Below are 12,500 nucleotides of genomic sequence, written 5' to 3' on the forward strand. Positions count from 1 at the left end.
GCTTCTGACTTAGCCGTTGCAAAACAGCGCAGRTGCCGCGCCAGCYCACCCCCTAGCCCCCTCCCGCCTGCGGGAGGGGGCTAGGGGGTGGGCTGGCGCGGCATCTGCGCTGTTTTGCAACGGCTAAGTCAGAAGCTCGCTACGCTCGCACCCACCCCTAACCCCTACCGTTTACGGGAGGGGAATGTCCTGGATTGGCCAAAATCCGCCAAGCCCGGATCGATCAATTACCGACCGGCTGGCCATCCGTACGGCGCACCACGATGGTCGAGGAGCGTGGCTGCTGCCCCGATACCGGCCAGTTGCCGGTCGGATGCTGGATGTTGATGAAGAAGCTCTTGAGGTCCGGCGTATAGGCGATGCCGGTGATCTCGCAGCCCACGGGACCGACCAGGAAGCGCTTGGATGCCTTGCTCGTCTGGTCGACATGGTACATCGAATTGTTGCCGAAGGCCTGGGTCATGTTGACCGCCGCACCGTTCAGCGTGCCCGCATTGCCGGTGAGATTGTGATCGGTCTGGACCCACAGGCGGCCCTGCGGATCGATGCGAAGGCCATCGGGGCTGGAGAAATAATCGCCGCTGATGTTCCCCTTCAGGTTCGCTTCGGCCAGATTGGGATTGCCCGCCAGCAGGAAGACGTCCCAGGTGAAGCGGGTCGCCAGCGGCGAATCGCCATTTTCGCGGAACTTCAGGATATGACCGTGCAGGTTGGTCGTGCGCGGATTGGGGTTATCGGTGACGCGGCGACCACTATTGTTGGTGAGCGTGACGAAGATCGCCTGGCGGTTCGGCGCAACCGTGATCCATTCCGGCCGGTCCATCAGCGTGCCGCCGGCGACGCGCGCCGCCGACTGGGCGTTGATGAGCACATCGGCCGTACTGTTGAAGCTGACCGTCGTGGGGGTCGGCGGGGTGGTCGACTGGCTGACATTGCCCGGGTCGGAGGCATTGGCGACCAGGCCATTCTGCCCCTGCACCAGCGCCCGCCATTCACCCGTGCCATCCGCGTTGAAGCGCGCCACATAGAGCGTGCCATAGTCGAGCATGTCGATGTTCGACGCGCGGTTGCCGGTGCTGTAGGCGCGGTCGGGCACGAATTTGTAGATGCATCCCGGCGTCGAATCGTCGCCCATATAGAAGGCGACGCGGTTGTTGGCATCGTCCATATAGGCGGTATTCTCATGGGAGAAGCGGCCCATGGCGGTGCGCTTGGTCGGCGCGGCCAGCTCCTGATAGGGGTCGATCTCTACCACCCAGCCATAATTGTTGTTGGGCTGCGTCGGGTCGAGATAGTTGTTGGTCGTCTCCTCGCAGGTCAGATAGGTGCCCCAGGGCGTGCGGCCCGAGGAGCAGTTGTTGAGCGTGCCGCGGATGGTCGGGGAGAGCAGGCCCGCGGCGGGGCCGCCGACGCGATAGTCCGTGTTGCCGCTATAGCGCTTGTTGAAACGCGAGCCCGCCTTGACCGCGAACTTGCCGTCCGTGCCCTTGACGACCTCCACCACGGAAACGCCGACCGCCGACAGGGCGATGGCCTTCTGGTCGGCCGTGGCGGTGGCGGCATTATAGGCGCCGCTGGAAAAGAGGATGTTGTAATCCGGCAGTTCATGGTTGATCGCCAGCAGGCCGCCGCTGTTGGGGTCGACGCCCGACAGTTCGAAAAATTCCATGCCGTCATGATTGCCGCCCGCCCAGAAATTGGTCTGGGCCGCGCTGCCGGGGAAGCTGCCGGGGGCATAGGCGGTGCCGGTTTCGACCGAGTCGCCTGCTTTCAGCAGCACATCGACGGTGTAGCCGGCGGGAACCGTGACCGTGTCGTTGCCGTTGATCGCGACCGGTGCGAAGTTGATGGCGTAGCTGGGCGCCGGGGCTGGCGTCGGCGTGGGCGTGGGTGTCGGCGAGCCGGAATCGTCATCGTCGCCGCAGGCCGTGAGCGCACCCAGCATCGGCAGCATGGAAAGGCCGAGCAGGCCGTTCTTCAGCACGGTGCGGCGCGCCGGATTGGCGGCAACGATCGATTCCAGGCTGTCTTCGCCGGCAGTGATCTTGGGCTGCGCATCGCGGAAGGCCGCGCGCGCCTCGTCGGTCAGATGAGACATGGATGAATACCCCTGTGTACAATCCGGGCTGTCGGCTGAACGCCGCGCCCTTGGCGACGGCGGCATGGCAGAGCCGCGTGACGACATGGCTGCAAAAGGGAGACGGATCGATGAAAGCCGTATGACCGGGCGGTGACAATCCCGGCTTCAGGCGGCGGAGAGGGAGGATTTCATGGCCGCAACGGGCAAATCCGCACCCTAGAGCAGAGCGTTCACCTGCTCTATGAAGCGCAGCACGGAAATCGGCTTGGACACATAGGCCTGCGCGCCTGCCCCGCGAATCCGTTCCTCATCGCCATGGCCCGCATAGGCGGTGACCGCCATGATCGGCACCGACGACAATTGCGCGTCCCGCTTCAGCGAGATGATGAGGTCGAGCCCGCTGATATGCGGCAGGTGAATGTCGGTGATCACCAGGTCCGGATGGAATTCGCGCGCCTGCGCCAGCAGGTCCCGCCCGTCGCGCAGCGGCAGCACCTCATGCCCGTGCGCGCGCAGCAGGTCACAAAAAAGTTTGAGATTGAGTTCGTTGTCCTCGACAACGAGCACGCGCTTTGCCACCAGTCACCCGCGTTTGGAGAAATCCGCAAACATAATGGAAGTGCGTCCCCCTAGGCCCGCCCTTCGTTGAGATCAATCATGCGTCCCGACATTAACCATGGCAAGCAACATATCCCAGACGAGACCCGGGAGCCATCCGTTCTGGCCCTGATGGCGCTGGCCTGGACACTGGCGGACGATCGCCGCGCCGACCGGCTGCTGGCGCTGACCGGGCTGGACGCCGATACGCTGAGGAACGGCGTGGGCGATCCGGCGATATTGAGTGCGGTGCTGGGCTTCCTGGCCGATCATGAGCCGGATCTGATCGCCTGTGCCGAAAGCATCGACAGCAGGCCAGAGGCGCTGATCGCCGCAAGGGAGTCCCTGATCGCATGACCCGCCCCCTGATCATCACCGACTGCGACGAGGTGCTGCTGCACATGGTGGTGCCCTTCCGGCAATGGCTGGACGAGAACCACGATGTCCATTTCGACATGCGTGAGCGCGGCTTTGGCGGGGCGCTGCGGCACAAGGACAGCGGCCAGCCGCTGGAGCGCGCGCTGGTGTGGGAATTGCTGATCGGTTTCTTCGATACGGAAATGCATCGCCAGACGCCGATCGCCGGGGCGGTGGAGGCGATGCGCCGCCTGAGCGGGATCGCGGACATCGTTGTCCTCACCAATATCACGGAGCGGCATCACCGGCAGAGGGAGGAGCAGCTCGCAACCCATGGCCTCCCCTTCACCGTCTATTGGAACCAGGGCGGCAAGGGTCAGCCGCTGGCCGCCATCGTCGCGGAGCGCCAGCCCAGCGTCGCCCTGTTCATCGACGACCTGGCCGAGCATCATGGCTCGGTGGCGGATCATGCGCCGGGCGTCTGGCGCCTGCACATGGTGGGTGAGCCGGAGATCGCCGGCACGATAGCCGCCGCGCCGCGGGCCCACGCCCGGATCGACGACTGGGCGGCCGCCGAAGCCTGGATCGCGGCCCGGTTGGCCGAGGGTCCGGCGCCCGAAACCTTACAGACCACTCAAGGAGCATCCGCATGAGCATCGAAGCCCGCCTGACCGAATTGGGCATCACCCTGCCCGCCGCCGCCGCGCCGGTCGCCGCCTATGTGGCGGCGGTGGAAGCGAACGGCCTGCTGCATATCTCCGGGCAGATCTCGCTGTCCGACGGCCAGTTGATGACGGGCCGGCTGGGCGAGGACCGCGACCTCGACTATGGCGTCAAGGCGGCGCGGGCCTGCGGCCTCAACCTGATCGCCCAGATGAAGGCCGCGCTCGGCAGCCTGGACCGGGTCGAACGGATCGTGAAGCTGGGCGCCTTCATCAGCAGCACGCCCGAATTCACCGACCAGCCCAAGGTCGCCAATGGCGCGTCCGAACTGATGGTCGAGGTCTTCGGGGAGGCGGGCAAGCATGCCCGCAGCGCGGTGGGCGTGCCGGTGCTGCCGCTGGGCGCGGTGGTCGAGATCGACGCGATCGTCCTTGTCCGCCCGGCCTGACGCCTTCCCCTTCCTGATCGCCCGCCCCTTCGCCCATCGCGGGCTGCATGGGGGCCGGATCAGCGAGAACGGCATGGCGGCTTTCGCGGCCGCCATCGCCGGCGGTTTCGGCATCGAATGCGATGTCCGCCTCAGCCGCGATAATGTGGCGATTGTCTTCCACGACGCCGTGCTGCGCCGCATGACGGGCGAGAATGGGGCTGTGCAGGATCATGATGCCGGGGCGATAGACCGGCTGATGCTGCCGGACGGTGGCGGCGTTCCCCGCCTTCGCGCCCTGCTCGACCTGTGCGGGACGGACGTTCCGCTGCTCATCGAGATCAAGGTGGACGGGCGGCATGTCGGACCGATCTGCGTGGCGGTTGCCGACGATCTCGCGCGGCGGCCCAAGACGCCGGCGGCCGTCATGTCCTTCAATCCCGTGGCGATGCGCTGGTTCCGGCGTCACCGTCCCATGGTCGCGCGCGGGCTGGTGATCACGGAGCAGGGCAAGCGCGGCTGGCGCGACAGAATCGGGCGCGCCCTTGCACTTTGGGCGGCGAAACCCGATTTTATCGCCTGTGACATCCGCGACCTGCCTTCCTCCTTATCCGTTGACGCCCGCCGGAGGGGCCTGCCCGTGCTGACATGGACGGTGCGTGGCGAGGAGCAGCGTGCCCGCGCGGCGCTGCACGCGGACCAGATCATCTTCGAGCGGTCGCATGACTGAGTGCGTGGCGCGCCTTGCCCAGGGCGTGGCCGAATTGCCGCGCGACGAGTGGGATGCCTGCGCAGGGAATGCCAATCCCTTCATGAGCTGGGATTTCCTGACGGCGCTGGAACGGTCTGGCAGCGTCGGCGGAAATAGCGGCTGGCAGCCCCTGCCGCTGGTCATCAACGGGCCGGATGGGCGTATCGCCGGCGCCGCGCCGCTCTATGGCAAGACCCATAGCCAGGGCGAATATGTGTTCGACCATGGCTGGGCCGATGCCTGGGAGCGGGCCGGCGGGCAATATTATCCGAAGATTCAGATCGCCGCGCCCTTTTCGCCGGTGCCGGGCCCCCGGCTGCTGCTGCGCGACGAAGCCCTCGCCCCGGCGCTGATCGCCGGGATCGAGGCGGTGGTGCAGCAGAATGAGCTGTCCTCCGCCCATGCGACCTTCATCGCGCCGGAGCAGGTGCCGCTGTTCGAGGCGGCGGGCTGGCTGATCCGGGAAGACAGCCAGTTCCACTGGACCAATCGCGGCTATGGCGATTTCGGCGACTTCCTGGCCGACCTGTCGAGCGCCAAGCGCAAGAATATCCGCAAGGAACGTGAAAGGGCGGTCGAGGGACTGGAGATCGTCCACCTGACCGGGGCCGCGCTGACGGAGGCGCATTGGGACATATTCTGGACCTTCTACCAGGATACCGGCGCGCGCAAATGGGGGCGCCCCTATCTGACCCGCGCTTTCTTCTCCATGCTGGGGGAAAGCATGGCGGACCGGGTGCTGCTGGTGCTGGCGCTGCGGCATGGGCAGCCGATCGCCGGCGCGCTCAACCTGATCGGCGCGGATACGCTCTATGGACGCTATTGGGGCTGTACCGAGGACGTGCCCAATCTGCATTTCGAGCTATGCTATTATCAGGCGATCGACATCGCCATCGCCCGCCGGCTGAAACGGGTGGAGGCTGGCGCACAGGGTGGCCACAAGCTGGCGCGCGGCTATGCGCCGGAACCGACCTTTTCCGCGCATTTCATACCCAATGCCAGCTTCCGCCGCGCCGTTGCCGACTTCCTGGCGGCAGAGCGGCAGGGCGTGCAGCGCGACAGGATGTGGCTGACCGAAAGGACACCCTTTCGAAAGGGCGAGGCACGACCGGACTGATGCAAAGGGGCTGTGGGCAGACGGTCAGGTCCGATCAAAGGCGCCCCGTGCTCCTGCAAAGGCTGGAGATTAGCCCGTTATTTCCCGGTGGATCATCGCACCGATCCGTTTGCATCGGCGCGGCCGCCCCAGGCTTTTGCCTTGTCGCCATTTCCGGGCGATCAGGCGATGCCCCTGCTGGAAATGCCTAGGCAGCCCGCAATTGCGTCGCGGCGATCAGCGCACGCGCCTGCCGCTGCGCTTCGGCGATTTCGCGCGCCGACATTTCCCCGGCCACTTCCGCGCGCATCGTCTGCCCTTCCTCGCTGCCCTTGAGCGCAGCGAGATTGAACCATTTATGCGCTTCGATCAGATCGACGGGCAGACCGCCTGTGCCACAGCTATAGGCGACACCCAGATCGAAACAGGCCTCCGCCGTTCGGTCCGCTGCCCCCGCGAAGCGGCTTTCCATCAGAAACTGCGCACTCTTCAGTCCATTAGCCATAACCGAATCCCCCTCATGGATTTCGACGCGATGGTTTTCGACGAGCGGCAGGCTGCACCGGCAGCGGATAAAAAATGGTTAACGCGGCAGATACCATAGATCGGAGCCGCGATGATGCTATGGGCGGCAAAGGCAATGCCCCGCGAAGGCACTAAAGGGGTGGCGCGTCCGCGCGATTGTCCCCATAGCCACCGGCATGACCGATCAACGCGACGTCGCCGCAGCACAGCCGAAAAAGGACATAGCGTTCCATGAGTTCGTGATGCTGTGCGCCTGCCTGATGGCGATGAACGCGCTGTCGATCGATCCCATGCTGCCCGCCTTGCCCGACATCGGCCGGGATCTTTCGGTCCCGCACCCCAATGACCGGCAGTTGATCATCAGCGCCTATTTCATGGGATTGGGGGTCGGATCGCTATTGTTCGGCGTGCTGTCCGATCGATATGGGCGAAAGCGGGTGCTGGGCAGCGCGATGGCGCTGTTCATCCTCGCCTCCATCGCCTGCGCGGGCGCGCACAGCTTCGCCATGATGCTCGTCGGCCGGGTCAGCGCCGGCTTCTTCGCGGGGGCCAGCCGGGTGATCACCGTCGGCATCGTCCGCGACCGGTTCAGGGGCGATGCGATGGCCCGGGTGATGTCGCTGATCTTCGCCGTTTTCATGCTGATCCCGGTCATGGCGCCGACATTCGGCCAGGCGATATTGTGGATCGCGCCCTGGCGCTGGATCTTCTGGGCGCTCGCGATCCTGGCGACGGCCGTCCTGCTGTGGATGAGCATGCGCCTGCCGGAAACGCTGCTGCCCGAAAATCGCCTGCGCATGAGCGCGGGCACGATTTTCCGCACGGTCGGCACCATCCTGCGCACCCGCACCTCGATCGGCTATATGCTGGCGAGCGGCGTCGTGATGAGTGGCCTGATCGGCTTCATCCTCTCGATACAGCAGATTTTCTTCGACATATTCGGGGCGCAGAGGATCTTCCCCTTCGCCTTCGCTGCCATCGCCGGCAGCATGGGGATCGGCAGCCTGCTCAACAGCCGGCTGGTCTCGCGCTTCGGTGCGCGGCGGTTGAGCCAGACGGCGCTGCTCTGCCTGGTGGCGATCAATGTCACGCATCTGGCGGTGATCCTGACGGGGCATGAAACCATCGTCAGCTTCATGATCCTGCAGGCGGCGACGATGATGACCATCGCCTTCACCGCATCGAATTTCAGCGCGATCTCGATGGAACCCTTCGCAAGGGGCGCGGGCGTCGCCTCCTCCTTCCAGGCGTTCCTGACCACGGCCGTGTCGAGCGCGCTGGGCAGCCTGATCGGCCGCGCCTTCGACGGGACGACATTGCCTTTGACGCTGGGGCTGGCGGTGTTCGGCTCGATCTCCTTCCTGATCGTCGCCTGGGCCGAACGGGGCAATTTGTTCACGCGCCCCCATCATGGCGCGCTGCGCGATCCGGAATTCGAACCGCTGCATTGAAAAGGGGGCGGTGTGGCCGCCCCCCTTCGTCGATCAGGCGTCCCGGCCACCGGGCGTATGCGCGCCCGGCAAAGGCGGCACGGGCTGAGGCGGAATGCCGGCATCCTGTTCGTGGGTTTCGATCAGGCCGCGTCCCACATGGCTCTTGCGATAGCCATAGATGAAATAAAGCACGAGGCCGAGGCCGCCCCAGACCGGCAGGACCAGCTGGGCATCGAAGGGCAGGTTGAAGAAGAGGAAGATGCAGCCGACGGCCGCCATCGGGGCGATCACCCACACCAGCGGCGTGCGGAAAGGACGGGCGCGGCCCGGTTCCTTCACGCGCAACACCAGCACGGCGATCGACACCATGAAGAAGGCGAAGAGCGTGCCGGAATTGGAGATGTCCGCAAGCTGACCCACGGGCAGCAGCGCGGCGCCGATGGCAACGAAGACGCCGGTCACCATGGTGACGACATGGGGCGTCTTGAACCGGGGATGGATGCTGGCCAGCTTTTCCGGCAGCAGGCCGTCGCGCGCCATCACGAAGAAGATGCGGGTCTGGCCGAACATCATCATCAGGATGACCGAGGGCAGCGCCAGATTGGCGGCAAGGCCCAGGGCATTGCCCACCACGGTCCAGTTGATCTCACGCAGCACATGGGCGAGCGCTTCGTTGGAGCAGACAAGGTCCTTCGCATGGGCCGCGGTGGCGCAGGCGGCGGCGAAACCCTGCGATCCGGGCGCGACGACGGCGCCGTCCGGGCCGAGCACCGGCTGCGCGCCGATGGCGCCGATCGCGCCGCCAGCCACCAGCAGATAGAAGATGGTGCACAGCGCAAGGCTGCCGATCAGGCCGATGGGCACGTTGCGCTGCGGGTTCTTGGTTTCCTCCGCCGCGGTCGAGACGGCGTCGAAACCGACATAGGCGAAGAAGATCGAGGCGGCCGCGCCGACGATGCCCATGCCGCTTGTGCCTTCCGGGCCGAACCAGCCATTGGGCGCGAAGGGCGAGAAATTGCCGGTGTCCAGCACGGGCAGCGTCAAGAGGATGAAGGCGGTGAGCGCTGTCACCTTGATGGCGACGAGCACGGCATTGACGCGAGCGCTTTCCGTGGTGCCGATCACCAGCAGAGCGGTGACGGCGAGCGCAACGACGATGGCGGGAATGTTGATGACGCCATGGGAGAAATCGGCATGCGGGATGAGGCCGTTCATCGTCCAGACGGGCCCCGCCGAAAGCGCCTGTGGCAGTTCAAGTCCGGTTATGCTTTTGAGCAATCCCATGAAATAGCCGGACCAGCCCACCGAAACGGCGCTGGCCGCGACCGCATATTCCAGGATCAGCGCCCAGCCCACCATCCAGGCGAGCAATTCCCCGACGACCGCATAGGTATAGGTATAGGCGGAACCCGATACGGGTACCATCGAGGCGATCTCGGAATAGCAGAGCGCCGCGAAGGCGCAGACGGCGCCCGCGATGACGAAGCTCCACATCATGCCCGGCCCAGCCTTCTGCGCGGCGGCGGCGGTCAGAACGAAAATACCGGTGCCGATAATCGCGCCGACACCCAACAGCGTCAGTTGAACCGGCCCCAGGGTACGGACGAGAGATTTCTTCTCGGCCGTGGCCAATATGGCATCCAATGGCTTTATGCGCCCGAAAATCATGGTGGAGCCCTTTATCTTTGAAGTCTTTTGCCCAGGCGACCGTTGCGGCCGTTCCCCTTTTGTGATGGAACGGAGACTATCGCCTAATCCGCCGTGCGCAAGTATGTTGCGCATTCAGGACATGGTGCAAAAGCGGTTCCCATGACGATGTTGAGGAGTGAAGCGTGGTCGAGTTGCTGCGGGCTGCGGGTTTGGGCGACGTCCTGCACGGTTTCGCAGGACGGCGCGGTGGCGTTTCGACCGGAATTCATGCGGGCCTGAACGTGGGACTGGGTTCGGAGGATGAACGGGACGCGGTTCTGCGAAACCGGGATCTCGCCCGCGACGCGCTGTTGCCGGGTGCGGCTCTGGTGACGGTCCACCAGGTTCATTCGCCCGATGTGGTCACGGTCATGGCGCCTATCGAAGCCGACGAACGGCCGGCAGCCGATGCGATGGTGACCGATCGGCCTGGGTTGATATTGGGGATTCTCACCGCCGATTGCGTGCCAGTGCTGTTTACCGATGCTTCCGCCGGAGTCGTCGGCGCGGCGCATGCAGGGTGGAAGGGTGCCTTGGGCGGTGTCACGGATCGGACGATCGACGCGATGGAGGCGCTGGGCGCCGCGCGCGACCGGATCGCCTGCGCGATAGGGCCCTGCATCGGGCGCTCATCCTATGAAGTGACCCTGGATTTCGCAGAGCGCTTCGCGGCGGCGGATGCGGAAAATGATCGCTTCTTCTCAGCAGGGCGCGAGGGGCATTGCCAGTTCGACATCGCCGCCTATGTAGCTGCGCGGCTGGCAGATGCGGGAATCGGCCAGATCGAACTGCTGGACGAGGACACCTATGGCCAGCCGGACCGCTTTTACAGCTACCGCCGTTCCTGCCATCGGGGAGAAGCCGACTATGGCCGGCAGATTTCGATGATCGCGTTGCAGGATTAGGAGCGGGAATCGGCCGCCCAAAGGACCGTGGCGGGATTCAAACCTCCGCGCACGCCTTGCCGTGCGATTTTGCGCCGGAACGCTATTCGGGGAACAGATCACGCATGTCGGCGCAATGAAAGTCCGACACCGATCCGAAGATCGATGGGACATGTTCATGGCTGCGAATGGGTTATGTGTGAAGCGCGAGCTATAATGCCTGGCGACGCCCTACTCTTCCGGGGCTTGAGCCACAGTACCATCGGCGCAGACTGGTTTCACGTCCGAGTTCGGGAAGGGATCGGGTGGGTCACAGACGCTATGGTCACCAAGCAATAGAGCTTGCGCTTCGGGTTTTAATCGGTGCCGTGCACTTGGTCGTTTCGGTTGAGAAACGCGTCATCAAATGAGTTGGTTTGTTTATCTGGCATGAGGTTGATCACCACGCTCGATGGCAGACGCTGGTTTTATCCAGTGTTGTCATTGATGGTGGGACTCTCAGGCGCGATCAGAGCAATTAGGACCGGTTAGCTCCATATGTTACCACACTTCTACATCCGGCCTATCAAGGTCGTGGTCTACGACCGCTCGAAGAAATCTTATCTTGAGGGAGGCTTCCCGCTTAGATGCTTTCAGCGGTTATCCCGTCCATGCATAGCTACCCTGCTGCGCCCTTGGCAGGACGACAGGTACACCAGAGGCATGTTCAACCCGGTCCTCTCGTACTAGGGTCAACTCCTCTCAAATTTCGACGCCCACGGCAGATAGGGACCAAACTGTCTCGCGACGTTCTGAACCCAGCTCACGTACCACTTTAATTGGCGAACAGCCAAACCCTTGGGACCTGCTCCAGCCCCAGGATGTGATGAGCCGACATCGAGGTGCCAAACGATTCCGTCGATATGAGCTCTTGGGAATCATCAGCCTGTTATCCCCGGCGTACCTTTTATCCGTTGAGCGATGGCCCTTCCACGAGGGACCACCGGATCACTATGACCGACTTTCGTCTCTGCTCGACTTGTCAGTCTCGCAGTCAGGCGGGCTTATGCCATTGCACTCTAACAGACGGTTTCCAACCGTCCTGAGCCCACCATCGCGCGCCTCCGTTACTCTTTAGGAGGCGACCGCCCCAGTCAAACTACCCGCCACAGAGGGTCCCTGCACCGGATAACGGTGCGAGGTTAGACATCAGAAAACAACAGGGTGGTATTTCACCTATGGCTCCACGACAACTGGCGTCATCGCTTCAAAGCCTCCCACCTATGCTACACAGTTCTTTCCTAATGCCACTCTGAAGCTGCAGTAAAGGTGCACGGGGTCTTTCCGTCTAACCGCGGGTACTCCGCATCTTCACGGAGAATTCAATTTCGCTGAGCATATCCTGGAGACAGTGGGGAAGTCGTTACGCCATTCGTGCAGGTCGGAACTTACCCGACAAGGAATTTCGCTACCTTAGGACCGTTATAGTTACGGCCGCCGTTTACCTGGGCTTCAATTCAGAGCTTGCACTCCTCCTCTTAACCTTCAGGCACCGGGCAGGCGTCAGGCCCTATACGTCGTCTTGAAGCCGACTTAGCAGAGCCCTGTGTTTTTGCTAAACAGTCGCTACCCCCTGGCCTGTGCCCCCCACAAGTGCTTGCGCATATGTGGGGCCTCCTTCTTCCGAAGGTACGGAGGCAATTTGCCGAGTTCCTTCAGGATACTTCTCTCAAACGCCTTGGTATACTCTACCATTCCACCTGTGTCGGTTTAGGGTACGGTCTATACGGTGGGGCTATTTCCTGGGACAACTTCCCTGCCCGGACCAATCCAATAAGGCCGAACAAGTTACGCCATCCGTCACACACCACCAGGCCCACGAATATTAACGTGGTTCCCATCGACTACCCCCTTCGGGCTCGTCTTAGGGGCCGGCTTACCCTGCTCAGATTAGCTTTAAGCAGGAACCCTTGGAATTTCGGCGACAGTGCATCTCACACTGTTAATCGCTACTCATGT

At 63.4% G+C, this 12,500-nt stretch carries 12 protein-coding genes and 2 rRNA genes (1 of these 14 running past the window's edge); 8 read left to right on the forward strand and 6 right to left on the reverse strand.

Annotated features, from left to right (window positions below; genetic code table 11):
• Positions 1–223: 223 nt before the first annotated feature.
• Positions 224–2,098, reverse strand: a complete 1,875-nt coding sequence (locus A0J57_RS11670) for a PhoX family phosphatase (protein WP_061934313.1) — start codon at positions 2,096–2,098, stop codon at positions 224–226.
• Between the two features lie 2 nt (positions 2,099–2,100).
• Between A0J57_RS11670 and A0J57_RS27180 the strand changes: the two genes are divergently transcribed.
• The gene (locus tag A0J57_RS27180; protein ID WP_255308956.1) at positions 2,101–2,223 is read left to right on the forward strand and encodes a hypothetical protein; all 123 of its coding nucleotides are present in this window, start codon (positions 2,101–2,103) and stop codon (positions 2,221–2,223) included.
• Between the two features lie 73 nt (positions 2,224–2,296).
• Here A0J57_RS27180 and A0J57_RS11675 read toward each other — a convergent pair whose 3' ends face one another.
• On the reverse strand, positions 2,297–2,659 hold the full coding sequence (locus tag A0J57_RS11675) for a response regulator (RefSeq protein WP_170825584.1): 363 nt from the start codon (positions 2,657–2,659) through the stop codon (positions 2,297–2,299).
• A 78-nt stretch (positions 2,660–2,737) separates the two neighbouring features.
• Between A0J57_RS11675 and A0J57_RS11680 the strand changes: the two genes are divergently transcribed.
• The 5 genes from A0J57_RS11680 to A0J57_RS11700 are packed head-to-tail and all read left to right on the forward strand — an operon-like array spanning position 2,738 to position 5,992.
• Positions 2,738–3,034, forward strand: a complete 297-nt coding sequence (locus A0J57_RS11680) for a DUF3572 domain-containing protein (RefSeq protein ID WP_044661152.1) — start codon at positions 2,738–2,740, stop codon at positions 3,032–3,034.
• Positions 3,031–3,687: a hypothetical protein gene (locus tag A0J57_RS11685; protein WP_061934315.1), complete on the forward strand. Its 657-nt coding sequence runs from the start codon at positions 3,031–3,033 to the stop codon at positions 3,685–3,687. Before A0J57_RS11680 ends, A0J57_RS11685 begins: the two co-directional genes overlap by 4 nt.
• Complete coding sequence (locus A0J57_RS11690) at positions 3,684–4,145, forward strand: RidA family protein (protein WP_061934318.1); 462 nt, start codon at positions 3,684–3,686, stop codon at positions 4,143–4,145. The genes A0J57_RS11685 and A0J57_RS11690 overlap by 4 nt, the downstream gene beginning before the upstream one ends.
• Positions 4,129–4,854, forward strand: coding sequence for a glycerophosphodiester phosphodiesterase family protein (locus A0J57_RS11695; protein ID WP_061934320.1), 726 nt, complete (start codon positions 4,129–4,131; stop codon positions 4,852–4,854). The genes A0J57_RS11690 and A0J57_RS11695 overlap by 17 nt, the downstream gene beginning before the upstream one ends.
• On the forward strand, positions 4,847–5,992 hold the full coding sequence (locus tag A0J57_RS11700) for a GNAT family N-acetyltransferase (RefSeq protein ID WP_061934322.1): 1,146 nt from the start codon (positions 4,847–4,849) through the stop codon (positions 5,990–5,992). Before A0J57_RS11695 ends, A0J57_RS11700 begins: the two co-directional genes overlap by 8 nt.
• A gap of 187 nt (positions 5,993–6,179) precedes the next feature.
• On the opposite strand, the gene A0J57_RS11705 is transcribed toward A0J57_RS11700, so the two are convergent.
• Positions 6,180–6,476 (reverse strand): SEL1-like repeat protein, encoded by a 297-nt coding sequence (locus A0J57_RS11705; RefSeq protein WP_044661147.1) that lies wholly within the window; start codon positions 6,474–6,476, stop codon positions 6,180–6,182.
• A 196-nt stretch (positions 6,477–6,672) separates the two neighbouring features.
• On the opposite strand from A0J57_RS11705, the gene A0J57_RS11710 reads away from it, so the two are divergent.
• Entirely contained in the window at positions 6,673–7,947 is a 1,275-nt protein-coding gene (locus A0J57_RS11710) for a multidrug effflux MFS transporter (protein WP_061934324.1), read from the forward strand.
• 33 nt (positions 7,948–7,980) lie between these two features.
• Here the strand turns inward: A0J57_RS11710 and A0J57_RS11715 are convergent, their stop codons facing one another.
• On the reverse strand, positions 7,981–9,597 hold the full coding sequence (locus A0J57_RS11715) for an amino acid permease (protein ID WP_061934326.1): 1,617 nt from the start codon (positions 9,595–9,597) through the stop codon (positions 7,981–7,983).
• A gap of 164 nt (positions 9,598–9,761) precedes the next feature.
• Here A0J57_RS11715 and pgeF point away from each other — a divergent pair, with 164 nt between their 5' ends.
• Positions 9,762–10,523, forward strand: coding sequence for a peptidoglycan editing factor PgeF (gene pgeF, locus A0J57_RS11720; protein WP_061934328.1), 762 nt, complete (start codon positions 9,762–9,764; stop codon positions 10,521–10,523).
• A gap of 197 nt (positions 10,524–10,720) precedes the next feature.
• On the opposite strand, the gene rrf is transcribed toward pgeF, so the two are convergent.
• Together rrf and A0J57_RS11730 are read right to left on the reverse strand one after the other, a co-directional pair.
• Positions 10,721–10,835, reverse strand: a 5S ribosomal RNA gene (rrf, locus tag A0J57_RS11725).
• Positions 10,836–10,999: 164 nt separating this feature from the next.
• Positions 11,000–12,500: ribosomal RNA gene (locus tag A0J57_RS11730) — 23S ribosomal RNA — on the reverse strand (it continues 1,297 nt past the right edge of the window).

This window comes from Sphingobium sp. 22B (assembly GCF_001580035.1).
Lineage (GTDB): Bacteria > Pseudomonadota > Alphaproteobacteria > Sphingomonadales > Sphingomonadaceae > Sphingobium > Sphingobium fuliginis.

Excerpts from the sequence above, each read along its gene's own strand:
- A0J57_RS27180 (WP_255308956.1), top strand. The coding sequence starts at position 2,101 with ATGAATACCCCTGTGTACAATCCGGGCTGTCGGCTGAACGCCGCGCCC.
- A0J57_RS11690 (WP_061934318.1), top strand. The coding sequence starts at position 3,684 with ATGAGCATCGAAGCCCGCCTGACCGAATTGGGCATCACCCTGCCCGCC.
- A0J57_RS11705 (WP_044661147.1), bottom strand. The coding sequence starts at position 6,476 with ATGGCTAATGGACTGAAGAGTGCGCAGTTTCTGATGGAAAGCCGCTTC.
- A0J57_RS11670 (WP_061934313.1), bottom strand. The coding sequence starts at position 2,098 with ATGTCTCATCTGACCGACGAGGCGCGCGCGGCCTTCCGCGATGCGCAG.
- A0J57_RS11685 (WP_061934315.1), top strand. The coding sequence starts at position 3,031 with ATGACCCGCCCCCTGATCATCACCGACTGCGACGAGGTGCTGCTGCAC.
- A0J57_RS11715 (WP_061934326.1), bottom strand. The coding sequence starts at position 9,597 with ATGATTTTCGGGCGCATAAAGCCATTGGATGCCATATTGGCCACGGCC.
- A0J57_RS11710 (WP_061934324.1), top strand. The coding sequence starts at position 6,673 with ATGACCGATCAACGCGACGTCGCCGCAGCACAGCCGAAAAAGGACATA.
- A0J57_RS11700 (WP_061934322.1), top strand. The coding sequence starts at position 4,847 with ATGACTGAGTGCGTGGCGCGCCTTGCCCAGGGCGTGGCCGAATTGCCG.
- A0J57_RS11680 (WP_044661152.1), top strand. The coding sequence starts at position 2,738 with ATGCGTCCCGACATTAACCATGGCAAGCAACATATCCCAGACGAGACC.